Below are 21,547 nucleotides of genomic sequence, written 5' to 3'. Positions count from 1 at the left end.
AAGCTTTTTAACCACAGATGAGCACAGATGGTTTATTTATCTGTGTTCATCCTTTTCATCTGTGGTTAATGATAAGAAGCTAAGGCAAGGGTATAAAAATGACCCATGTTTCCATAGGCCATCATTATGCTAAAAAGGTTCGTTAGGACACGAACCACGGATTTTTTAAGGATTATTTCCCATTCTGCTCAATATCCCTATCCATTTCTACCAGGTCTACATCACTTGGCTCAGAAAAATCGCCGATCAGGTATTTATTAAAATGATCGGCCAGTTTCCAGAAAGCATACTCTGTCATGTCTCCAAAACCATGGCGCTGACCAGGGATAATCAGGAAATCGAAGCGTTTACCTGCTTTCATTAATGCATTTGCTACACGGATAGAGTTTGCCGGATGCACATTGTTATCTACATCGCCATGCATTAACAGTAAATGACCTTTAAGATTTTTCGCCAGATCAGGATTCTTATCAATGCTGTATTTAAACGAAGTATCGCCTTTTAAAGAAATGGTTTCTTTTACGCCATGGTGTTTTTCGCTCCACCAACGGTTGTAAATGCTGTTATCGTGGTTTCCTGCATTTGAAACCGCGGCTTTAAAAAAATCGGGATATACCAACATGGCTGCTGTAGACATAAATCCACCGCCTGAGTGACCAGTAATACCCACTTTAGATTCGTCGATATAGGTATATTTCGCCGCCAATTGCTCGATAGCTGTTTTTTTATCGGCCAAACCATAATCGCGCAGATTTCCGTAACCATAAGTGTGGTACCATTTAGAACGCGAAGGGTTACCTCCACGGTTACCCACGGTAATCACGATATAACCAAACTGTGCCAAACGCTCGGTACGGTCCATACTTTTGCTGAAAGCTTTATTTACCGCTTCGGTTTGCGGACCAGGATAAACATACTCGATAATCGGGTATTTTTTGTTCGGATCAAAATCAAATGGTTTATACATTACACCGTATAAATCGGTAATGCCATCATCTGCTTTTACTTTAAAAGGTTCTGGAAATTTATATCCCGCTGCCATCAATAACGAAAGATCTGTTGTTTCAAGCTCCATTACTTTTTTACCGCTTCCATCATACAAAGTGGCTTTTGGTGGTGTATTTACTCTTGAATAATTATCAACAAAAAAAGTATTATTATCATTCATGTTGGCCAGATGGTCAAAATCGCCTGTATTTAACAATTTCATGTTCGAACCGTCGAAATTAATGCTGTATAAATGCAGATAATAAGGATCTTCTTTGCCTTCATGTCCGTTAGCCGTAAAATAAAGAATGCGTTTTTTCTCGTCGATATTTACAATACTCTCGCAATGAAAAGCACCTTTGGTAATCTGGTTTTTAAGTTTACCGTTTTCATCAAAAAGATAAAAATGCGCCCAGCCATCGCGTTCACTCCAGTGAATTAGCTCTTTACCATCGTTTACCAAACCCGGGCGGTTTACTTCAACATAGGTGTTAAAACGTTCGTCGATTATTGGCGTTACTTTTCCTGTAGCAATATCAACCGTACCGATATCAATGCGTTTTAAATCGCGGCTGGTACGCGAAAAATAAAAGCGGCTATCGTTTCCTAACCAGATAGATGGGCGGAATTCGTTATCTCGGTCTTTATTTAAAGAAGGTTTGCTCCAAACCGAAATACTTTGATCTTTAAAGGCTGAAACATTGAGCTTTTTATAAGATTTTGCAGGAAAATCGAACAATAGAACTTCATCCTGAGGCGCTTCGGCCTCGCCTGGCATCTGGTATTTATAGGTTTCTAAAGTCGGGCGGCCTGGTGTAACGCTATTAATTACCCAAAGGTCTTTAACCTTACGTGAGTCGGTCCTGTCCAACACAAAATATTTCGAATTAGGCGACCAAAGCACATAAGCACCGCGGCGTTTTTTATTATTTTTTTCGTTTTCTACATTGTTTTCGCCATCGCCATCGCTTCCGTAGGAGTAAAATTTAACGCCATCTTTGGTTAACTGATGTTCTACAATGGTACTGTCGTCTTCATTTTTAACCGCTTTTTTATAGTTCTCTTTATCCATCCAGTAAAGATTATAGTTGCGGGAGAAAATAATGGCCGATGAATCTGGTGCTACTGAACCCCATGCTGGTTTCGGCTTTGGTTTGCTGAAATTTGGTACTTCGGTCAACTTTGCAGTAGCCAGTTCGTACTTAAAAGAATAGATTTTCTTCTGCATAGAATCAGCCGCTTTTTTATCTTTCCGGTCCTTTTTCAGTTCATCAACACTGCTTTTGATCTCGAAAGAAATGCTTTTTTCATCTGCAGCAAATTTGAGGTTTTCGAGTGGCAGATGTTCCGCATCAAACGGATCGCGCACAATCAGTGTAATATCTGCAGCCAGTTTCGAATTGTCGAACAGCAGCTTTTTACTTTTCGAAGCCGGATCTACCAGGTACCAGAACTTACCCTTCGGACTTTCGAAAGTGTACCAGAAACGGTTACTCAATTTTAGCCAATGTGGATCAACAGCAGTAGAATAAACCATTTTCTTTAGCTTATTCGGCGAAAAACGCGATGCAAGCTGATAATTTGCCTTAGGTTGTGGCTGAATGTTTTCGGTTATAGTAAATGTTTTGGTTTGTGCAGCAACAGTTAAGGATAAAAACTGCGCACACAGCAGGAGTTTATAAAGTTTATTCATCAAAATTTGTTTGAGCCGCTAAATTATTTAATTATAGGATATTAAACAGGCTTTAATATGTAATAAAAGCGATAGTTAGCGCAATTTATTTGATGTAAAATAATTATTAACACAATTTATTTTAACACCTAAATAATTAACAGATTTTATAGTTTTGTAGCTATACATCCCTAATAATGAAATATAGCTTTTTAACCATCCTAACTGCTGGCGCAATTTTATTTGCCAGCTGCCAGTCTAAATCCCAAACAGAAAAGTCTGCTGATAAAGATTCTGCCGCACAAACCGCTAAAACCACAGCAAGCACCGGAACACCAGTTGATGTTTCGAAAATAAAAGTTGCAGATGCCAAAACCATCCTGGCCAGAAAACAGGTGCCAATTTTATGTTATCACCAGGTAAGAAACTGGAAACCAACCGATGGAAAAGTAGGTAAAGATTATATTGTAGAAATCCAGAATTTTAAAGACCAGATGAAAATGCTGGCCGATAGTGGTTACCACACCATTTTGCCCGATCAGCTTTATGCATATCTTAATACTGGCGCTGCCCTGCCAAGCAAACCAATTATGTTAACCTTTGATGATACGGATATGGACCAGTTTACCATTGTACGCCCTACGTTAGAGAAACTGGGTTATAAAGCGGTTTATTTTATCATGACGGTTTCTATCGGCAGAAAAGGCAAGTTTGTTGATTATATGACCAAAGAGCAGATTAAACAACTTTCTGATGAGGGAAATGTTATCGGCAGCCATACTTACGACCATAAAAACTTTAAAAAATATGCAGGTAAAGATTGGGAAGAACAGTTGGATAAACCAACCAAAAAACTGGAGGAAATTACGGGCAAAACAATGACCGAATTTGCCTACCCTTTTGGTTTATGGAACGCCGAAGGAATTCCTGAACTGAAAAAACGCGGCTTCAGGATGGCTTACCAATTATCAACCAAGCGCGACGAAAAGGACCCGCTATTTACCATCCGCAGGATTATTGCCAGCGGTTACTGGTCGCCAAAAACCTTAAGCAACAGCATTAAAAATAGTTTTTAAGCAAAAAATCCCGATTTTTACATCGGGATTTTCTTTTTTATACCGAACCATCAATTAACATGAAAAAATTAGCGTTACTCGCCCTCTTATTAATCCATATCTTTAAAATCCATGCACAAACACCACATTTAAGTGGTAAAGTTGAAGTGGTAATGGCTACAGGCCAGATTACGTGCGATTTTGTGTTGAGCAATATTCCTAACTTAGGGAAGGACTATCAAATATTATTAAACAAAGGTTTTAACATTAAAGCCATAAAAGATTCTGCCAATCAAACTTTAAAATACAGTGGTTTTTATGGTGGTGCCATGCGCGGCGAAGGCCTGACCTATGCCCCATTGTATAAAGACAGCACAATGGTAAATCCGGGCAAACTGCACATTACCTATACGGGTGCTTTCCCGATTTATACCGACACGCTGAACTTTATTGATTTTAAAGGCTTGATTGCCTTTAATGGAAAAACGATGAGGGCTACTGATCAGTCTAAATGGTATCCAATCATTTACGACATCAAAAACGACAGGCAGATTGAACAGATGACCTTTGATATTCAGGTAACCAGTAAAGATGCCAAAATGATCTTTATCAACGGCGATCAGCCAAAACCAGGACCTGTTGCCAGGTTTAAATCTGAAGTACCCATTGCGCCTATGATTTTTGCAGGAGATTACGGTGTGCAAAAAACCAATGGCGCATTATTCTTAAACAGCCAGATGAATGATAGGCAACTAGAGGTTTTTGAAAACAATATTGCAGAAATGAAAGCCTATTATTTTAAGGTTTTAAAGATCCCATATGATACTAAAAATGTATTTATAGAGCACTCACCTGTAGAAAAATTTAACAAAGGCAGAAGCTGGGGTTTTGTGGCTTTCCCAACAATTGCCTTTGCAGGCATCAAATTAGGCGATATGATTGATGTAGAACATCATAAACTTAAAGATTCTACCGATTATCCATTTATCGCACACGAAATTGGCCATTATTATTTCGGAAATGTGCTACAGCCAAATTCAACTTTGTTCTGGTTCTTTTTAGAATCAACGGCCGAGTATTTATCGGTTAAAGCAGCCGAAGAAAAATTCGGAAAAACTTTCAGCACCAAATACTTTGCGGAGAGAGGGAAACAATTGAAAAATTTTAAGGCAAAACCTTTAAACACCATTAAAGATATCAATGAAATATCGGGCACTTACCGTTATTCTTACGGTCCTTTTTTGCTTCGTGGCCTTGAGCAGATAATTGGTGAAAAGCGCATGTTTAAATTTTTAAGCACCTGTTTAAATACTAAAAATGAACTCACTGATTATAATTTCTTTAAAAGGAATGCTTTAAAATCGGGTATCACCCAAAAAGAATGGGATGCTTACGAAAAAGACTTTATCCTTTCTGAAAACGCTGTATCTTTGATTAAATAAATTATAAAAACCTTGGATTTACAATTAAAATCAGTAGCCCATACCCTTCTATCCGTTCTGTTTTTAGGATCATTTTCATTCGCTTGTTCGGGCAATAAGCAAAACGAAAAAACCGCGGCAGAAGATGCGACAGCAGTGGTTAAAACAGACTCGACAAACACAAAACCTGCGGATAACAAAACCATCATGGCCCGCAGAGAGGTGCCTGTACTTTGTTACCACCAGATCAGGAATAATATTGCCAGCGACAGTAAAAGGGCACACGATGATATTATCGCCCCCGATAAATTTCGCGAACACATTAAAATGCTGGCCGACAGTGGTTATCATACTATTCAGCCCGATCAATTGTACAATTACCTCGTTTATGGCGCAAAACTGCCTGAAAAACCAATTATAATCAGTTTTGATGATACCGATGAAGATCAGTTTACCGTTGGGAACGCTACATTGAAAAAGTACGGCTTTAAGGGCGTTTATTTTATCATGACGGTATCCATCGGCAGAAAAGGTAGGATTAATTACATGACCAAAGAGCAGATTAAACAATTATCTGATGAAGGAAATACAATTGCCAGCCATACCTATGACCATAAAAACTTTGCCCAGTTTACGGATGCCGACTGGACTACCCAAATTGATGAACCGACCAAAAAGCTGGAACAGATTACCGGAAAAAAAGTAGAATATTTTGCTTTTCCTTACGGAGTTTTCAAATCATCTACCTTGCATAAACTAAAGGAACATGGCTTTAAGGCAGCTTTTATCTTATCTACAGCAAGGGACGAAAACTATCCGCTTTATACCATCAGAAGGATTATTGACCCGGGAAGATACACCGCAAAAAATTTATATTACAGCATTAACAAGAGCTTTAATAAAACAAAATCTAAGTAAAGAGGTTAATTAGAAGAAGTTGAAATGTTTGAAGGTTGAAAAGTTAAATCTAACATTACAACTTTCAACATTAAAAACCCCTATACAACAGCCCTATGAAATACTCTTTTTTCTTATGTCTTTTCGGAATAGCCATACTATCAGCCTGCAACAATCCTAAAAACGGAACTAATAACACCGGAGCAACTGACAGTACAGAAAAGGTAAAAACCGAACTTACCGGACAATTTTATAAGAGATTAGAAGGTACCATTGCGGGTAAAAAGGTAGTGGTGCACCTTCAAAAGGTTAATGATGACGTGAGTGGCGCCTATTATTACGATGGCTCATGGCTTAACCTATCAACCGATACCCTGATTGGTAAAGATAGTATTGTGCTTACCGAATACAGTTATTACGAATCGTACTTTACTCGGGATTTTAAATCGCCGCATTTAGCCTTAAAATGGAATGGAAATGGCTTTAACGGCACATGGGAAAGCGGAGATAAAACCAAAAAATTTACGATTGCTTTGACAGAAAAATATCCAGATGGGAGTTATCCGTTCAATGCAGGTATTTACGAAGATTCGGTTAAGGCCTTTGCCAATCAAGCCAAATCGCCTGCGGCACAGATTAGTTTTGAATACCTCGAAAGTAAAAATACTGATGAATATGGTAACTGGTTAAATACTGAGCTTAAAAAGATATTGGGAATAAAATCGCAGGTTGACCGTTCAATCGGTTTTAAAAATATTGCTGCTGACTATTTTAAAGATTATAAATCGCAGGTTGCCGAGCAATCAAAAGATGGTCGTGGCGATGATTTTCAGGCCTGGATGAATTATACCAACAATAGTCAGCAATCTATAAGCTATAATGATAATGGCTATGTAGTAATCGATTTCCTGGCTGATGCTTATACCGGTGGCGCACATGGCAATTACAGCAGTGTAATGTATTGTTTGGATGTAAAGAACAAAAAACAAATGGTGCTTGGCGACATTGTTAAAATAGATTCTAATACTTTACAGGGCATTCTAGAACGTAATCTCCGTAAAGAATATAATATTAAAGCCAAAGATGCACTAAGTACTGTGCTATTTGACGATTTTATAAAACCGAATAATAACTTTTATTTCAACTCCAATGGGATTGCTTTTATGTACAACCCTTACGAAGTAGCTAGTTATGCCCAGGGACAGATTGTAGTATTTGTGCCTTACACAGATTTAAAGACTTATTTAATACCAGCTTTTTCACAAAGGATGGGGATAAAATAGTTAGTGGTGGTTAATCGGTTAATTGTTTAAACTGGTTAAATGAAAATTAAAAACCGCCAACTGGAAAATATTTCTGCACTTATCATCTTAAATCAGCGGAAATTAATGGGTTAACTGCAATTGCAAACTGCCCACTGAAAACTTTTATAATATCTGTTTTACAATATATTCCTTGCCGTTAAACTTAAAACTTTCGTTTTTCGCTTTCCCGATCAGGAATTTGCCAATCGGCGAAGCCTGAGATACAGCAAAAAATTTCTGTCCTTCAGCGTTTAATTCTCCAGCACTGATGCTGATGTAAAAATTACCTTCGGAAGTTAATACCACGCTCCCGTTTTTAATAACCTGATCCGATTCTACATTTTCGATCTGTTGCAGAGCGATTTTCTGTTGTCCCGCTTCATAAAGTAATTTATTGTTGCGGTCCATCTCCTGCTGCATCATTTCTCTTGTGGTTTCATATTTATCGCCCGCACTGCTTTTCGTATCATCATTAGAAGCCTGCCTGGCTTGCTGCAGCGAATATTCAATGTTTTCTATCCTGTTTTGAATAAAAGTTAAGCAAAGCTGATATAGTTTAGATTTTAATGTAGACATGTTAATGATGGATAATGGAAGGTGTTTGATGGAAGATGGAAACCCGAGCTATTTACGAAGATCAAAAGCTTGTTTTAAAATCAGTTTGATTTTATCTTTAGGGATATCTTCTAAATGGTTGATCAATAAAATTTTCATTCTGGCTCTTTTCTCCTGTAACAGATCTTCGTGGTAAATTTTATTTCCATCAACCAAACCAATGTAAGGCTGATGGAGTTTTTTGTGGATCCAAAGATAACAGAACATTTTTCCTTTATGGTAATAAAAAGGCATTCCATATTTCCAATGCTCCGTAATATCAGCATACCCCATTAAAAGCTTCCTTAAATATTGCAGGCAACTTTTAATCGGCTCATCTTTTTGCTCAAAATAGTGATCAAGAGGATTAAGCATATGTGTATGTAAGATGGAAAATGGATGATAGCAATGAACCAATGATCAATAAACCAATGACTAATGAACTAATGAACCAGACTAAGGACTACTCCTCAATCCACCTCACTTTCTCTTCAATTGCCCCTCTATTAGGTTCCCAGGGTTTTTCGTTGTGATAGCCCATGTAAAATAAGCCGATACATTTTTCGTTTTCGCCAAGGCTTAAAAATTCGCCAAGGTCATCAATTAACGGCGGCGAACTCCAATAGGCGCCCACATTTAAACTTTCGGCAGTTAAGGCCATGTTTTGCACAGCACATGATACTGCTGCCAACTCCTCCCACTCTGGTATTTTACCACTCACTTGCATATTGATGGCAATAATGCAATCGGCCTGGCTTGTTTTCTCCGCAAAGCTGTCGTACTTTTTCTGTAAAAACTGTTGCGGGCTAACCAATGCTTTGTATAGTCTGCCTAACTCCTCGCCAAGCTTAGCCAATCCAGCTTTTCTGATCACAACAAAGCGCCATGGCTGGGTTAATTTATGTGTTGGCGCGTAATTGGCCGTTTCTAAAATCTGATTGATCACCTCAACCGGAATTTCTTTTTTAATATAGCTAGCAGGAAAAATACTGCGACGTTCTTTTATAACTTTTGAGATGATTTCGTATGTAGTACTCATTCGGTAAATATAAGGTTTAAGGCGTAAGGTAGAAGGTTTAGGGTTAAAAACCGATAAAGATTTGACTTTATGTTAACTGAAAATGCTGAACTGTTAATTGTAAACCAGTAACTGAAAACTATCAATTGCTAACCGAAAACTGCTTCCTAATCTGTTTCACCTTTGCAAAAAAGGCAATGCTTTCCTTATCAACCAGAAAATCCATCGTTTGCAAAAGTTCTTCCCTGATCCAGTTATGTTTAGTGTTTAAATTCGCCAGGATATTAAGACAGTGCGATTTTATGGCTACAGGAATTTTTTCATCAATCAGCCATGCAAAAACCACTTCTACCAGATGATCGGTATCGTAACCGGCAATAACCTTTTTAACCGCTTCAGCAGTATTTTTCTTCGTCATAAAGGCCAGAATTTTAACATAATGCCTCAACGCTGATAAATTATGCTGTTGTGGTAGTTTTTCTAAGAAATAAAGCGCATGAGGCAAAAAGCGAAACTGGTGGGCGGTATAAACGTTCTCCAAAATCCATGCCGCCCGAAACCCGATCTGTTCATCATGATAAAAACTTAAATCGATCAGGTCTTTTACCGAAAAGGTTTCTTCTGAAGCAATTGCAGCCAGTTTTTCTACTTTGCTTTTTTGAAGGGTGGTTTTAATGGTTTCGAGCAAGAGATCGTTTTGCATAAGGCTAAAATAAAATTTTTAGCAGATAAAACCTCACAGGCTTTTAAAACTTGTATGTCCTTTTCAAATGGCATCAGCTTCAGTGTACTATGGTGTTTCAGCTGGTCAATAATGTTTTGAAAATGAATGGTCTGATGTTAATGGCTAAGGGTAGCCCCGCTCTTCCTGCAAGTCCTCGCTCGTACCTCGCTTTGGGCTTTCCGTTCGATCAGGTTTAATGAACAAAGCCTGTAGCCTTTGATAAATGCATAAACCTGCAAGTTGGTAAAATGGCCAAAAGCACAACACTTCCATCAATAAACCAGATTGAACGGAAATACTTTTAAAATTGCGGCACCCCAAAATACCCTGCATCTGCAACCTATGAAACAGGTATTTGTACCTTAGCATAACAGAAGTTATTTTTAAAAGATTGAAGTGAAAGCGGGACTACATCAGCCACAAGGAATCAAGCCCTTAATTTCCCGATCCTTCAAACTTTCCAACCTTAAAACATTCGAACACCTTCCAACTTTCCAACCTCCAAACCTTTCGACAATAAAACAACCAAACCATTAAACAACTTCCTACCCTCAACCTTTTTCCCTATCTTTGCGGCTTATTTCAATTACAGCATGATTTCAGTTTCTAATTTATCGTTACGATACGGCAAACGCACATTATTTGAAGATGTTAACCTAAAATTTACCCAAGGCAACTGCTACGGTGTTATTGGGGCTAACGGTGCAGGTAAATCTACTTTCCTGAAAATTTTATCGGGAGAAGTTAACCAGACTTCTGGTAGTGTAGCTTTTACCCCAGGCGAAAGAATGGCGGTTTTAAAGCAAAACCACTACGAATTTGATGAGTTTTCGGTATTAGAAACCGTAATGATTGGCCATAAAGAGCTTTATGCCATCATGAAAGAAAAAGATGCCATTTATATGAAAGAAGATTTCTCAGAAAAAGATGGCGAACGTGCCGGAGAACTGGAAAATCTTTTTGCTGAAATGGACGGCTGGAACATGGAAAGCAACGCAGCAACGATGTTGAGCAATTTGGGCATTACAGAAGATAACCATTATAAGTTACTAAAGGAACTGGATAACACTCAAAAAGTACGTGTGTTATTGGCACAGGCTCTTTTCGGTAATCCGGATATCTTGCTACTGGATGAGCCTACCAACGATTTGGACATCGAAACCATTGCCTGGTTAGAAAACTTTTTGGCTGATTATCAAAACATTGTATTGGTGGTAAGTCACGACAGGCACTTTTTAGACGCTGTTTGTACACACATTGTAGATATCGATTTCGCTAAAATGAGTATCTACACTGGTAACTACACGTTCTGGTACGAATCTAGTCAGCTAGCTTTAAAACAACGCAGCGACCAGAACAAAAAAATGGAAGATAAGGTGAAGGAGTTGCAGGAATTTATCCGCAGGTTTAGTGCAAATGCATCCAAGTCGAAACAGGCAACTTCGCGTAAGAAAGCTTTGGATAAAATTGATATTACAGAGATTAAAGCATCAAGCAGAAAATATCCGGCAATTATCTTCAACAATATCGGCCGTGAAGCTGGCGACCAGATTTTACAGGTTGATGCTTTAGGTAAGAGTGGAAATGATGGCGTTTTGTTCGACAAAATTACCTTTATGGTAAATAAGGGAGATAAAATTGCAGTAATATCGCAAAATAGTTTGGCCACGGCAGCATTTTACGATGTGTTAACCGGTAGGGACACTGATCATAAAGGTGAGTTTAAATGGGGTGTTACCATCAGCACTGCCGATATCCCGAATGATAACTCTGAATATTTCGCCGGAAAAGATGAAAACCTTGTTGATTGGTTACGCGAGTATTCGGGAACTGATGCTGATGAGCAATTTGTACGTAGTTTCTTAGGCCGTATGTTATTCTCGGGTGAGGAAGTACTTAAAAACGTAAAAGTACTTTCAGGAGGTGAAAAAATGCGCTGCATGTTCTCAAGAATGATGTTGCAACAGGCCAATTTGTTAATGTTTGATGAGCCAACCAACCACCTGGATCTGGAATCTATCGAGGCACTGAACAACGGCATGAAAGATTTTAAAGGCGCAATATTATTTACCTCACGAGATCACCAGTTAACAGAAACGGTTGCAAACCGCATTATCGAGATTACACCAAAAGGCACTATAGATAAACTGATGACTTACGATGAATACATTAACAGCAGCGACGTTGCCAAACTCCGCGAAGAGATGTATGCTTAATTAAGAACAGCATTATTTAATTATTAAAAGAGTTTTGATATTACATCAAAACTCTTTTTCTTTATAAACAAAATCTAAAACAGTGAAAAAACTTACGCTTCTTCTCTCCTGCCTTATTCCTTTATTTGCTTGTGCACAAAAAAGCGATTCAACCAGTACCGAGTATAAAATCATCAGGGGTGGCTTTATTGAGCACAGTACGGAACTAAAATCAAAACGTTACATCAAAAACGGTTTATCTGAAATTAAAGGAGGGCGGAAAAAAGTAGCTTCAGGTGCCTACAAAGACGGGGAGCGGACTGGTCGTTGGTATTTTTTTAAGTTTGCAGATAGCGCGATTGTAGACCAGATTTACAATTACACTACTAATGAAGTGGAAATCAACAATGCTCCTGAAAATGCATCTTATGAAATAGAAGGATTTGAAACCAGCAAAAACGTAACCTACCCCTGTAAAATTGGTGGTTTTGATTATGGTATGCATTTTTTAAAAAGAGAATTTAAAATACCAGGTGAATTGAAGTCTTTAAAAGGCAGACATGATGTATTCCTAATCTTTACTATTGATAGTGCAGGTAAATTAATAAACTACGAGCAAAAAATAGCATCTACATCTTATAATAGCAGTAAAACGGTAGATCTTGCCAAATTCAAACCCACCGACTTAACTTTTATTTCCGCTAAAGTAAATGGGGTTGCTGTAAAAAGTAAACTGATTTTAAAAGAAAGTGTTACAATAAATTAACCTAATATATCAGTCGTAGCAAACTAATCTTATAAAAAATTAATACAGCTGTAGCGTTTTCATTCCATTAATCGTTTTACAAGAAAAAAGCGTTAATGGCCATTAACCAATTTTGTTCATAAAATTGATTTAAACATTAAAATGAAAACGAATTTGAAAAATTTTAGCACTACGGCAAAAATTATACTCTCTCTCTTTGCAATAACTTTAACCATCACTGCATGTAAAAAGGATTTCAATAACGATCCGATAGAAGCAGCTGGTATTGGTTTTGTACATGCATCGCCAGGAACAGGCCCTCTTGATTTTATTCTGGATAACCAAAAAATCAACTTTTTTACTTACACCAAAGATTTAGGCTACTATGCAGCTTATCCTGGAACAAGGTTGGTTGGAGTATCTAAAAAAGACTCTTTAAAATATGTAACTACAGCTACAGCAGGTTTAAAACCAGGTTTCTTCTATTCAGTATTTGTGGTTGATACTTTAAAATCGACAAAACTTTTGATTCTTGAAGATGATTTAAAAGCTCCGGAAGCAGATAAGGCAAAAGTTCGTTTTGTAAACTTAAGCCCCGGAACTGCAACTTACGATTTAGCTGTTGCGGGAACTGATGCTCCATTATTTACGGCAAAAGCTTTCAAAGAATTTACAACATTTACCAATATTGCACCTAACGATAGCTATACTTTTCAATTAAAGCAAAGTGGAACAGTTAAAGTTAGCTTACCGGCTATTAAAATTGAAAAAGGAAAAATTTATACCATTTGGGCCAAAGGTTTAACCAGTAAAACCGATACTACCGGACTGGGTTTATCTGTGATGACAAATAAATAAAAATCGCACTACCTGTGATAATGAAAATTGACACCACTCAAAAAATTGGGTGGTGTTATTTTCTTAAATTTGAAAGCAATTAATCATGATAAACCTTTATTAAATAGTCCTTTACAGGGGTGATAAAAAAAATACTCAGTTTTGAGGAAATTTTAAAAGGCTGTGTAAGAAACGACAATAGCTGTAAAGAAATGATGTATAAATCATTTTATGGCTATTTAATGGGCATTATTTTAAGGTACACCAAGAATACTTCAGACAGTGAAGAACTTGTAAATGATAGCTTTATCAAAATTTTTAAACATGTGGCCGGCTTTAAAGCGCCAAAAAACCCGGAAGAATTGCAGCGGTCGTTTAAAGGCTGGATTGCCCAGATCGCTTCCAGAACAGCAATAGATAAAATACGGAGTTCGAAAATTCAGTTCTATGTAGATGACCTGGCAGAAAACGAACATCCGGTTACACAGGTTTCGGTTGCTTCGGAACTTCATGTTAACGATATTTTGAATTTACTAAATCACTTACCAGATACGCAAAGACTGGTATTTAACTTATACGAAATTGAAGGTTTTGCACACGATGAGATATCGAAAATGCTGAATATACCCGAAAGTTCGAGCCGTGTGTATTTAACACGTTCTAAAAATAAGTTACGTACCCTTTACTTAAATACCATGGTCAATTCATACGAGAAAAATGGATAAGGAATTAATTGAGCATATTACCGCGAAACTCCAAAACCATGAGGAAACATATCCTGATGGTGCCTGGGAGCGCTTTTCGGAAAAAGAGAATAAAAAACGGAGAATTGCATTTTGGCCGCTATGGGCTGCTGCTGCCCTGATTTTTGTTTCCGGCGGGGTATTTTTTGCCCTCAACAATACCAGTCAAAAAACTGATCTTGCCATAGCTAAACCTAAAACGCAGCAAAACTCAAACACAGATCTTAATAGCAATACAGCTCCAAAAAATAACTCCGCTCCATTAAATGATACAACCACTATTTTAAACAACCTTACTGCAGCTAACCTTCCAAATAAAAGCGCGGAAAGAACAAACCTGATCGTTGAACAGAATAAGAATTACACCTATGTAAATAATTCAGATGATTTACAGCTTGTAAATAGTAATTTATTGGATAACAGGCTTGCGGGTACTAATATTTCAACCTTTAGCTCAAAAAATTTCGAGATTTTAACCGAAAAGAAAAAATCCTTACCGAATAAAAAAGTAACATTTGAAGAGTTATTAGCGCAAGATAGTCGTGCTAACCAACAAAAAACCTCATCCAAAACAAATGAAAACTCCAAATGGCAACCTGATGTATATGTTGCCCCTGCAATGGGTAATGATAATAAGGTAAATATGAACTATGGTTTTTCATTATCGTATGCCATTGCGAATAAACTGTCTATCAGCTCTGGTGTTTCTTATGCTGCTATCAGCACTACAGAATCGCTGAACGCTGGCGCTCCACAAACTTTGTCGGGCAGAAACCTGGAATCTGTTGATTCTAAAGTCCGTGGGATTAATATTCCTTTAGAATTAAAATATAAGATAAGCGAAAAATTGTATACCAACATCGGGGTTTCGGCATTAGCTGTTTTAAATAGCTCACAACAGAATAACTATATTGTAAACCAGGTACAAAATGTTTCTTCTGCACCTGTAAACGGCTATGCAGAATCGAAAACATTTATCGTTCAAGAAAAAACCACTGAGCCTCAGCCAGAAGCCAGTATAGATCCCGATAAATACATCGGATTCTACAATTTCTCTTTGGGTTATAAACAAAAAATATCGAAAAAGAATAATATTGCCATAGAGCCGTTTTTGAGATTACCAATGAAAACTTTCTCAAAAGAAAACCTCAATCTTACCAATGGTGGATTACGCTTGAAAATCGATTTTTAAAAAAAACTAAGATATTTAGTATATTTGGTAAATACCAATATGAAAAATATCAGACCATATCCAACAGAAGATGAGCTCCCTCCGATTAAGACACTCAATGAGGTAGATTTTTCTGCGGATTATAGTTATGCGGATTATATGCGTTTTGAGTTTGAAGAGCGACTGGAAATCATCAAAGGACGTATTTTCCAAATGAGTCCTGCCCCTTCCCGGATCCATCAAAAAATATTGGGAAGAATTCATAATCACATTTACAATGTATTAAAAGGTCATAAATGTGAAGTGTATATGGCTCCATTTGATGTCCGTTTAGCTAAGAAAACTCAGACCGACAAAGAAATTTTCACTGTGGTACAACCTGATCTGGTAGTAGTTTGCGATCAGAATAAACTGGATAAACGTGGTTGTATCGGCTCACCAGATATTGTTGTGGAGATTTTATCGCCAGGTAATAGCAAAAAAGAACTGATCAACAAATATGAGGTTTATGAAGAAGCAGGTGTTAAAGAATATTGGATCGTAAGTCCTTTGGATAAAACTTTTTTCAGGTATATCCTGGATGATCAGGGTAAGTTTCAGCCCACTAAACTACTTACTGAAGGCGAAGAGGTTAGCACACCGATTTTACCCGGATTTACGTTAATTTTAGAAGAAGTTTTTCATGATTAATATAGATCGTATGAAAAATATCAAACCATATCCAACTGAGGATGAACAGCCTCCAATTAGAACAGTTAATGAGGTAGATTTTTCTGCAACATATAGTTATGCCGACTATTTACGCTTTGAATTTGAGGAACGGTTAGAAATCATCAAAGGTTACATTTTCAGGATGAGCCCTGCACCTTCACGTATCCATCAGGGTGTTTTAACCAATATTTTCGGACCAATATATAATACCCTAAAAGAAAAACCCTGCCGCGTTTATACCGCCCCATTTGATGTCCGTTTAGCTAAGAAAACTCAGACCGACAAAGAAATTTTCACTGTGGTACAACCTGATCTGGTAGTGGTTTGCGATCAGAATAAGCTGGATAAACACGGTTGTATCGGCTCACCAGATATTGTTGTAGAGATTTTATCGCCAGGCAACAACAAAAAAGAACTGATCAACAAATATGAGGTTTATGAAGAAGCAGGTGTTAAAGAATATTGGATCGTAAGTCCTTTGGATAAAACTTTTTTCAGGTATATCCTGGATGATCAGGGTAAGTTTCAGCCCACCAAACTACTTACTGAAGGCGAAGAGGTTAGCACACCGATTTTACCCGGATTTACGCTAATTTTAGAAGAAGTTTTTCAGGATTTATAAATGATATTATAGTAAAAAGGCTCAAGTTTTTTAAACCTGAGCCCTTTAATTGTTTATATCAATTGATTAATGACCTGAATGACCGTCAGCTCCGTGAGCATGACCATGAGCCAATTCATCTTGTGTAGCTTCACGTACATTTAAGATAACACCACTGAACAATAAGTTTTTCCCAGCCATTGGGTGGTTTAAATCAACTGAAATGGTTTCATCATGAACTGCAGTAACACCTGCCCTAAACTGGTTACCATTGTTATCCTGCAAAGGAATTACATCACCAACGTTAGGCAATTCGCCACCAGCTTCTGTAAACATCGTTTTAGGAAGATCAGCGTAAGCACCTGGATCGATATCGCCATAACCATCTGCAGCAGATAGCTCAAAGCCATATTCATCGCCAGTTTTTAAACCGGTTAAATGCTCTTCAAATTTAGGCAACATCATGCCAACGCCATATAAAAATACTAAAGGATTTTGTTCGTCAGCTTTTTCTACAAAAACTTGTTGTCCTTCTTCGTTAGTAGTATGCAATTCGTAAGTTAACGCTACTACAGAGTTTGGTGAAATATTCATTTAAATTAATTTATTGTAAATACTCTAATGCGTCCTCAACAGTGTTAACCGGCAACTGGCATACTTTATTTCGGCAAATATAAACTTTTGTTTCATTGCTTTGCTTACCTTTTAACAGTGGTAAGTTACTTTTTGTTCCGCCCAATGTAATTTTGTTTGGAATATAATGTCCGCTTAATTCTAATTTAACAACATCAGTTTCTAAACCTGTAATGGCAATTTCATTTATGCCATAAATTTCGTTGAGCAATTGAATGGCCCAGTTTGAGTAAGCAGAACCATAAGTTTTAATCTTAGCCTGAACCGCAGCAAGCATTTCTGAAGCTTTTTCGATATAAATATCGATATCAAAAAGCAAACCCAGTTTCTTTAAATTTTGTGCCATGGTAGAATTTGAAGCCGGGATAACGTTATCCATCACTTCATGTTTACGGGCAATTAAATCTTCACTTTCGGCAGAGGTATAAAAAAATATCGGCGAATCGGCATCACTGAAATTAGCAATAACATAATCGGTCAATAATTTTGCTTCTTCCAGCCATTTTTCGTCAAAATCATATTCGTATAATGCAACCAAGGCTTCGATGAAGAAAGCATAATCATCTAAAAATCCTGTAATAGAAGCTTTCCCATTTTTGAAATTGCGGTATAAACCACCTTTTTCTGATTTGAGGTGATTTAAAATAAAGGTGGCTGCAGCTGATGCTTTTTCATAATATTGTTTGTGATTTAAAACCTCCGCAGCATCTGCCAAAGCTTTAATCATCATACCATTCCACGCGGTTAAACATTTATCATCCAATCCCGGACGGATCCTTTTGCTCCGAACGGCCATTAATTTTGCTTTGGCTAAATTTACTTTATCGTAAAGCATTTCTGCTTCGATATTAAACCGGGAAAGCAGATCATCATCAGTGATGGTTTTACGTAAAATATTCGTCTGCTCCTCTTCCCAGTTACCTTCTTCTGTAATATTATAATAAGCACCAATCAATTGGGCATCTTCACCTAAAACCTCATCAAACTCTGTCTTATCCCATATATAAAACTTGCCCTCTACGCCTTCACTATCAGCATCTAAAGCCGAATAAAACAGTCCATCGGCTGAAGTCATTTCATCAAAAATCCAGTTTATCGTTTCAACTACAGTTTGCTTAAAAGAATCGAACTTAGTACATTGATAAGCCTCTGCATATAAACTGATCAATTGTGCATTATCATAAAGCATCTTTTCGAAATGTGGCACATGCCATTTATCATCAACCGAATAACGGGCGAAACCACCACCAATCTGATCGTAAATACCTCCCCTGCTCATTTCTTCGAGTGTATGGCAAACAGCTGTAAAAACAGATTCATCATCTTTTAAAAAGCCATAACGTAGTAAAAACACCCAATTGTTGGGCAAAGGAAATTTTGGGGAACGGTTGTATCCACCGTAACCAATATCGAAGTGGCGTTTCCAGGGCTCGATAATTTCGGTCAGGTGCTCGTTTGTATATTCTTCAGTTGTAATTGCAGGAATTATTTTTTCACTGTCTTTAATTCCAGAAGTTAGGCGTTCGGCATACTGAATGGCTTTATCTGGTTCATTTGCCCAAAGTGAAGCAACATTCTCAAGGATGTTGATCCAATCATTTTTTCTGAAATACGTTCCACCGTAAATTGGGCGCTGATCTGGCAAACAGATACAGTTTAAGGGCCAGCCCCCGCTACCCGTCATCAATTGGATAGCATACATGTAAATCTGATCGATATCCGGACGTTCCTCACGATCAACCTTAATACAGATGAAATGCCTGTTCATTACTTCGGCTACTTCATAATTTTCGAAACTTTCGCGTTCCATTACATGGCACCAATGGCATGCTGAATAACCTATGCTCACCAATATCAGTTTATTCTCCGCTTTTGCCTTTTCTAACGCTTCTGCCCCCCATTCGTACCAATTAACAGGATTGTGGGCATGTTGCAGCAAATATGGCGATGAAGCGTGGATTAAATTATTGGTTTCTGACATGACAGGTGATGTAAAATGTATGCGGGAAAATGGAATTTTAATTTTGAGGTGTAAATCTATTAATAATCTACAAACCTGTTTCTATTTAGTTTTTGTTTTTATACTTTAGTTGGAAATCTATACGATGAATGGAATTAAGCAAAAACGAGTTATTTAATGCCATAAAACAGATTATTAGCCAATCCCGCCTGAAAGTATTTCGAGCGGCAAATTCTGCATTACTTGAATCTTACTGGCAAATTGGAAAACTTATTATTGAGGATGAACAGCAGGGAAAATTACGTGCAGCATACGGAAAAGAGACTTTAAAAAATCTTTCTACTCAATTAACTTTAGAGTTTGGAAAAGGTTTTGATGAAAGAAATTTGAATAATATGCGATCTTTTTATTCTGCATTTCCAATTTGGTACGCATTGCGTACCGAATTGAGTTGGACACATTATCGGCTGTTATCCAGATTAGATTCTGAAGAAAAAAGAAAGTTTTATATAGAAGAATCTATAACATCGAATTGGAACAGTAGAGAATTACAGAGGCAGATAAATTCTTTATCATACGAACGCTCCTTAACCGGACCAAAAACGAACAATCCGAAACCAAACATTCAAGACTATATAAAAGATCCTTATATTTTTGAATTTTTAGGATTGGATCCTGATACTAAAAATACAGAGAAAAGCTTAGAATCTGCAATTATAAACCATCTTCAAAAATTTTTACTGGAATTTGGTAAAGGATTTGCTTTCGTTGCCCGTCAGCAACATATTGTAACAGATACTTCAGATTTCTTTATAGACCTCGTTTTCTACAATTACATTTTAAAATGCTTCGTAATCATTGATCTTAAAACAACAAGTTTAAACCATCAAGACATCGGACAAATAGATATGTATGTTAGAATGTATGATGATTTGAAAAGAAATGATGGCGACAATCCAACAATTGGCTTATTACTTTGCACCGAAAAGGATGAAACAATCGTAAAATATTCAGTTTTAAGTGATAAAAATCAGTTGTTTGCCAGTAAATATCTATTGTATTTACCAAAAGAAGAGGAATTAAAAGCAATTATAGAACAAGACAGACAACGTTTTGAATTAGACAACCCATAAAACTTACACCTTCAGCCTTAAAAAAATGAAAATTACCCATACCGAAATATACCGCTTTAGCATACCGATGGAACCTTTTGTGATTGCCACAGGAACCATGCATTTTGCACAGAATGTGTTGATCAGGATTTATACTGATGCAGGTATTCATGGTATTGGAGAATGTTCTGCTTTCCCGATGATTGTTGGTGAAACACAAGAAACCTGCATTGCCATGGCTAAAGATTTCGCCGCAATTTTAAAAGGGAAAGACCCTTTAGAAATTCCCGAACGAATGAACGACCTTTTAGGTTATGCCGACCATAATAATACCATTAAAAGTGCTTTTGACATGGCGTTATTCGATATTGCAGCCAAAAATGCAGGTTTACCGCTTTATAAATTTCTCGGCGGACAAAAACGGACAATTGAAACCGATATGACCATTGGTATTGATACACCCGAAGGGATGGCTGTAACGGCATTAAAATATAAAAGTCAGGGTTGCAGGATTATTAAAATTAAGTTGGGTAAAAAGGTACATGATGATATAGAAAGGGTGAAACACATCCGTGAGGCAGTAGGTGAAGAGTTAACCTTACGGTTGGATGCCAATCAGGGCTGGAGTTTTGATGATGCCTTATTTGCATTGGGTGAACTGGAAAAGTACAATATTGAATTCTGCGAACAGCCCATGAGAACCTGGTATGATGATAAACTTCCTGAATTGAATGTAAATTCTCCGATTAAATTAATGGCTGATGAGAGCTGTTACAATCATCATGACGCACGTAAACTGATCAATAGTCAGTCTACGACCTATTTAAATATTAAATTTTCAAAATCTGGGGGAATTTTAGAAGCGCAAAAAATCCACGAAGAAGCTTTACAGAGAGGTGTAAAATGTATGATCGGGAGTATGCTCGAAAGTAGGATTGCCCTGAGTGCCAATCTACATTTCGCCCTGGCAAGCCCAAATGTAGAGTTTTTTGACCTTGATACGGCACTATTAGGCCATCTGGTTGATCCTGTTGTTGGTGGTTTAACTTATAATGGCTACTTTCTTGATGTTCCCGAAGAAATTGGAATAGGCGCTGAAGCAGATGAGTTTTTCTTAGAAAAATGCGAAAGCTGGACGGTTTAGCTCAATAGTTTGGAGTTGGCCGT

20 protein-coding genes are annotated in these 21,547 nt (G+C 37.4%); 13 read left to right on the top strand and 7 right to left on the bottom strand.

The window, feature by feature from the left end:
- Positions 1-172 precede the first annotated feature (172 nt).
- Positions 173-2,680 carry a S9 family peptidase gene (locus U859_RS0113720; RefSeq protein WP_025143932.1) on the bottom strand — a complete coding sequence of 836 codons (2,508 nt, stop codon included), beginning with the start codon at positions 2,678-2,680 and terminating at the stop codon, positions 173-175.
- Positions 2,681-2,856: 176 nt separating this feature from the next.
- Between U859_RS0113720 and U859_RS0113715 the strand changes: the two genes are divergently transcribed.
- The 4 genes from U859_RS0113715 to U859_RS0113700 all read left to right on the top strand — a co-directional run bounded on the left by U859_RS0113715 (position 2,857) and on the right by U859_RS0113700 (position 7,315).
- Entirely contained in the window at positions 2,857-3,735 is an 879-nt protein-coding gene (locus U859_RS0113715) for a polysaccharide deacetylase family protein (protein WP_025143931.1), read from the top strand.
- Between the two features lie 59 nt (positions 3,736-3,794).
- A complete protein-coding gene (locus U859_RS0113710) occupies positions 3,795-5,156 on the top strand; it encodes a M1 family aminopeptidase (protein WP_025143930.1) in 1,362 nt (453 codons plus the stop codon).
- A gap of 12 nt (positions 5,157-5,168) precedes the next feature.
- On the top strand, positions 5,169-6,053 hold the full coding sequence (locus tag U859_RS0113705; RefSeq protein WP_025143929.1) for a polysaccharide deacetylase family protein: 885 nt from the start codon (positions 5,169-5,171) through the stop codon (positions 6,051-6,053).
- A 95-nt stretch (positions 6,054-6,148) separates the two neighbouring features.
- Complete coding sequence (locus tag U859_RS0113700) at positions 6,149-7,315, top strand: DUF3298 and DUF4163 domain-containing protein (protein WP_025143928.1); 1,167 nt, start codon at positions 6,149-6,151, stop codon at positions 7,313-7,315.
- A gap of 144 nt (positions 7,316-7,459) precedes the next feature.
- Here U859_RS0113700 and U859_RS0113695 read toward each other — a convergent pair whose 3' ends face one another.
- The 4 genes from U859_RS0113695 to U859_RS0113680 form a co-directional block, all read right to left on the bottom strand.
- Positions 7,460-7,912, bottom strand: a complete 453-nt coding sequence (locus tag U859_RS0113695) for a hypothetical protein (protein ID WP_025143927.1) — start codon at positions 7,910-7,912, stop codon at positions 7,460-7,462.
- Positions 7,913-7,960: 48 nt separating this feature from the next.
- The gene (locus U859_RS0113690) at positions 7,961-8,305 is read right to left on the bottom strand and encodes a DUF1801 domain-containing protein (RefSeq protein ID WP_025143926.1); all 345 of its coding nucleotides are present in this window, start codon (positions 8,303-8,305) and stop codon (positions 7,961-7,963) included.
- A gap of 88 nt (positions 8,306-8,393) precedes the next feature.
- Positions 8,394-8,969, bottom strand: a complete 576-nt coding sequence (locus U859_RS0113685; RefSeq protein ID WP_025143925.1) for a nitroreductase — start codon at positions 8,967-8,969, stop codon at positions 8,394-8,396.
- Positions 8,970-9,090: 121 nt separating this feature from the next.
- Positions 9,091-9,651: a hypothetical protein gene (locus U859_RS0113680; RefSeq protein WP_025143924.1), complete on the bottom strand. Its 561-nt coding sequence runs from the start codon at positions 9,649-9,651 to the stop codon at positions 9,091-9,093.
- A gap of 614 nt (positions 9,652-10,265) precedes the next feature.
- On the opposite strand from U859_RS0113680, the gene U859_RS0113670 reads away from it, so the two are divergent.
- From U859_RS0113670 to U859_RS0113640, 7 genes are all read left to right on the top strand, one after another.
- Entirely contained in the window at positions 10,266-11,888 is a 1,623-nt protein-coding gene (locus U859_RS0113670; RefSeq protein ID WP_025143923.1) for an ABC-F family ATP-binding cassette domain-containing protein, read from the top strand.
- An 82-nt stretch (positions 11,889-11,970) separates the two neighbouring features.
- On the top strand, positions 11,971-12,633 hold the full coding sequence (locus U859_RS0113665) for a hypothetical protein (RefSeq protein WP_025143922.1): 663 nt from the start codon (positions 11,971-11,973) through the stop codon (positions 12,631-12,633).
- Between the two features lie 141 nt (positions 12,634-12,774).
- Positions 12,775-13,470: a DUF4397 domain-containing protein gene (locus U859_RS0113660; protein WP_025143921.1), complete on the top strand. Its 696-nt coding sequence runs from the start codon at positions 12,775-12,777 to the stop codon at positions 13,468-13,470.
- Between the two features lie 119 nt (positions 13,471-13,589).
- The gene (locus U859_RS0113655) at positions 13,590-14,174 is read left to right on the top strand and encodes an RNA polymerase sigma factor (protein ID WP_025143920.1); all 585 of its coding nucleotides are present in this window, start codon (positions 13,590-13,592) and stop codon (positions 14,172-14,174) included.
- On the top strand, positions 14,167-15,384 hold the full coding sequence (locus U859_RS0113650) for a hypothetical protein (RefSeq protein ID WP_025143919.1): 1,218 nt from the start codon (positions 14,167-14,169) through the stop codon (positions 15,382-15,384). The genes U859_RS0113655 and U859_RS0113650 overlap by 8 nt, the downstream gene beginning before the upstream one ends.
- A 39-nt stretch (positions 15,385-15,423) precedes the next feature.
- Positions 15,424-16,053: a Uma2 family endonuclease gene (locus tag U859_RS0113645; protein WP_025143918.1), complete on the top strand. Its 630-nt coding sequence runs from the start codon at positions 15,424-15,426 to the stop codon at positions 16,051-16,053.
- A gap of 10 nt (positions 16,054-16,063) precedes the next feature.
- Positions 16,064-16,696, top strand: a complete 633-nt coding sequence (locus U859_RS0113640) for a Uma2 family endonuclease (RefSeq protein ID WP_025143917.1) — start codon at positions 16,064-16,066, stop codon at positions 16,694-16,696.
- Positions 16,697-16,762: 66 nt separating this feature from the next.
- On the opposite strand, the gene U859_RS0113635 is transcribed toward U859_RS0113640, so the two are convergent.
- Both U859_RS0113635 and U859_RS0113630 read right to left on the bottom strand, forming a co-directional pair.
- On the bottom strand, positions 16,763-17,269 hold the full coding sequence (locus U859_RS0113635; protein ID WP_025143916.1) for a peptidylprolyl isomerase: 507 nt from the start codon (positions 17,267-17,269) through the stop codon (positions 16,763-16,765).
- Positions 17,270-17,279: 10 nt separating this feature from the next.
- Positions 17,280-19,289, bottom strand: coding sequence for a thioredoxin domain-containing protein (locus U859_RS0113630; RefSeq protein ID WP_025143915.1), 2,010 nt, complete (start codon positions 19,287-19,289; stop codon positions 17,280-17,282).
- Between the two features lie 128 nt (positions 19,290-19,417).
- Between U859_RS0113630 and U859_RS0113625 the strand changes: the two genes are divergently transcribed.
- Entirely contained in the window at positions 19,418-20,401 is a 984-nt protein-coding gene (locus U859_RS0113625; RefSeq protein WP_025143914.1) for a YhcG family protein, read from the top strand.
- A gap of 25 nt (positions 20,402-20,426) precedes the next feature.
- Positions 20,427-21,524: a mandelate racemase/muconate lactonizing enzyme family protein gene (locus tag U859_RS0113620; protein ID WP_025143913.1), complete on the top strand. Its 1,098-nt coding sequence runs from the start codon at positions 20,427-20,429 to the stop codon at positions 21,522-21,524.
- The last annotated feature ends 23 nt before the right edge of the window (positions 21,525-21,547 follow it).

It is taken from the genome of Pedobacter jeongneungensis, assembly GCF_000633455.1.
GTDB classification, from domain to species: Bacteria; Bacteroidota; Bacteroidia; order Sphingobacteriales; family Sphingobacteriaceae; genus Pedobacter; species Pedobacter jeongneungensis_A.
This window is presented reverse-complemented; position numbering and strand designations above follow the sequence as displayed.

Excerpts from the sequence above, each read along its gene's own strand:
- U859_RS0113720 (WP_025143932.1), bottom strand. The coding sequence starts at position 2,680 with ATGAATAAACTTTATAAACTCCTGCTGTGTGCGCAGTTTTTATCCTTA.
- U859_RS0113715 (WP_025143931.1), top strand. The coding sequence starts at position 2,857 with ATGAAATATAGCTTTTTAACCATCCTAACTGCTGGCGCAATTTTATTT.
- U859_RS0113710 (WP_025143930.1), top strand. The coding sequence starts at position 3,795 with ATGAAAAAATTAGCGTTACTCGCCCTCTTATTAATCCATATCTTTAAA.
- U859_RS0113700 (WP_025143928.1), top strand. The coding sequence starts at position 6,149 with ATGAAATACTCTTTTTTCTTATGTCTTTTCGGAATAGCCATACTATCA.
- U859_RS0113695 (WP_025143927.1), bottom strand. The coding sequence starts at position 7,912 with ATGTCTACATTAAAATCTAAACTATATCAGCTTTGCTTAACTTTTATT.
- U859_RS0113690 (WP_025143926.1), bottom strand. The coding sequence starts at position 8,305 with ATGCTTAATCCTCTTGATCACTATTTTGAGCAAAAAGATGAGCCGATT.
- U859_RS0113685 (WP_025143925.1), bottom strand. The coding sequence starts at position 8,969 with ATGAGTACTACATACGAAATCATCTCAAAAGTTATAAAAGAACGTCGC.
- U859_RS0113680 (WP_025143924.1), bottom strand. The coding sequence starts at position 9,651 with ATGCAAAACGATCTCTTGCTCGAAACCATTAAAACCACCCTTCAAAAA.
- U859_RS0113670 (WP_025143923.1), top strand. The coding sequence starts at position 10,266 with ATGATTTCAGTTTCTAATTTATCGTTACGATACGGCAAACGCACATTA.
- U859_RS0113660 (WP_025143921.1), top strand. The coding sequence starts at position 12,775 with ATGAAAACGAATTTGAAAAATTTTAGCACTACGGCAAAAATTATACTC.
- U859_RS0113650 (WP_025143919.1), top strand. The coding sequence starts at position 14,167 with ATGGATAAGGAATTAATTGAGCATATTACCGCGAAACTCCAAAACCAT.
- U859_RS0113645 (WP_025143918.1), top strand. The coding sequence starts at position 15,424 with ATGAAAAATATCAGACCATATCCAACAGAAGATGAGCTCCCTCCGATT.
- U859_RS0113640 (WP_025143917.1), top strand. The coding sequence starts at position 16,064 with ATGAAAAATATCAAACCATATCCAACTGAGGATGAACAGCCTCCAATT.
- U859_RS0113635 (WP_025143916.1), bottom strand. The coding sequence starts at position 17,269 with ATGAATATTTCACCAAACTCTGTAGTAGCGTTAACTTACGAATTGCAT.
- U859_RS0113630 (WP_025143915.1), bottom strand. The coding sequence starts at position 19,289 with ATGTCAGAAACCAATAATTTAATCCACGCTTCATCGCCATATTTGCTG.
- U859_RS0113625 (WP_025143914.1), top strand. The coding sequence starts at position 19,418 with ATGGAATTAAGCAAAAACGAGTTATTTAATGCCATAAAACAGATTATT.
- U859_RS0113620 (WP_025143913.1), top strand. The coding sequence starts at position 20,427 with ATGAAAATTACCCATACCGAAATATACCGCTTTAGCATACCGATGGAA.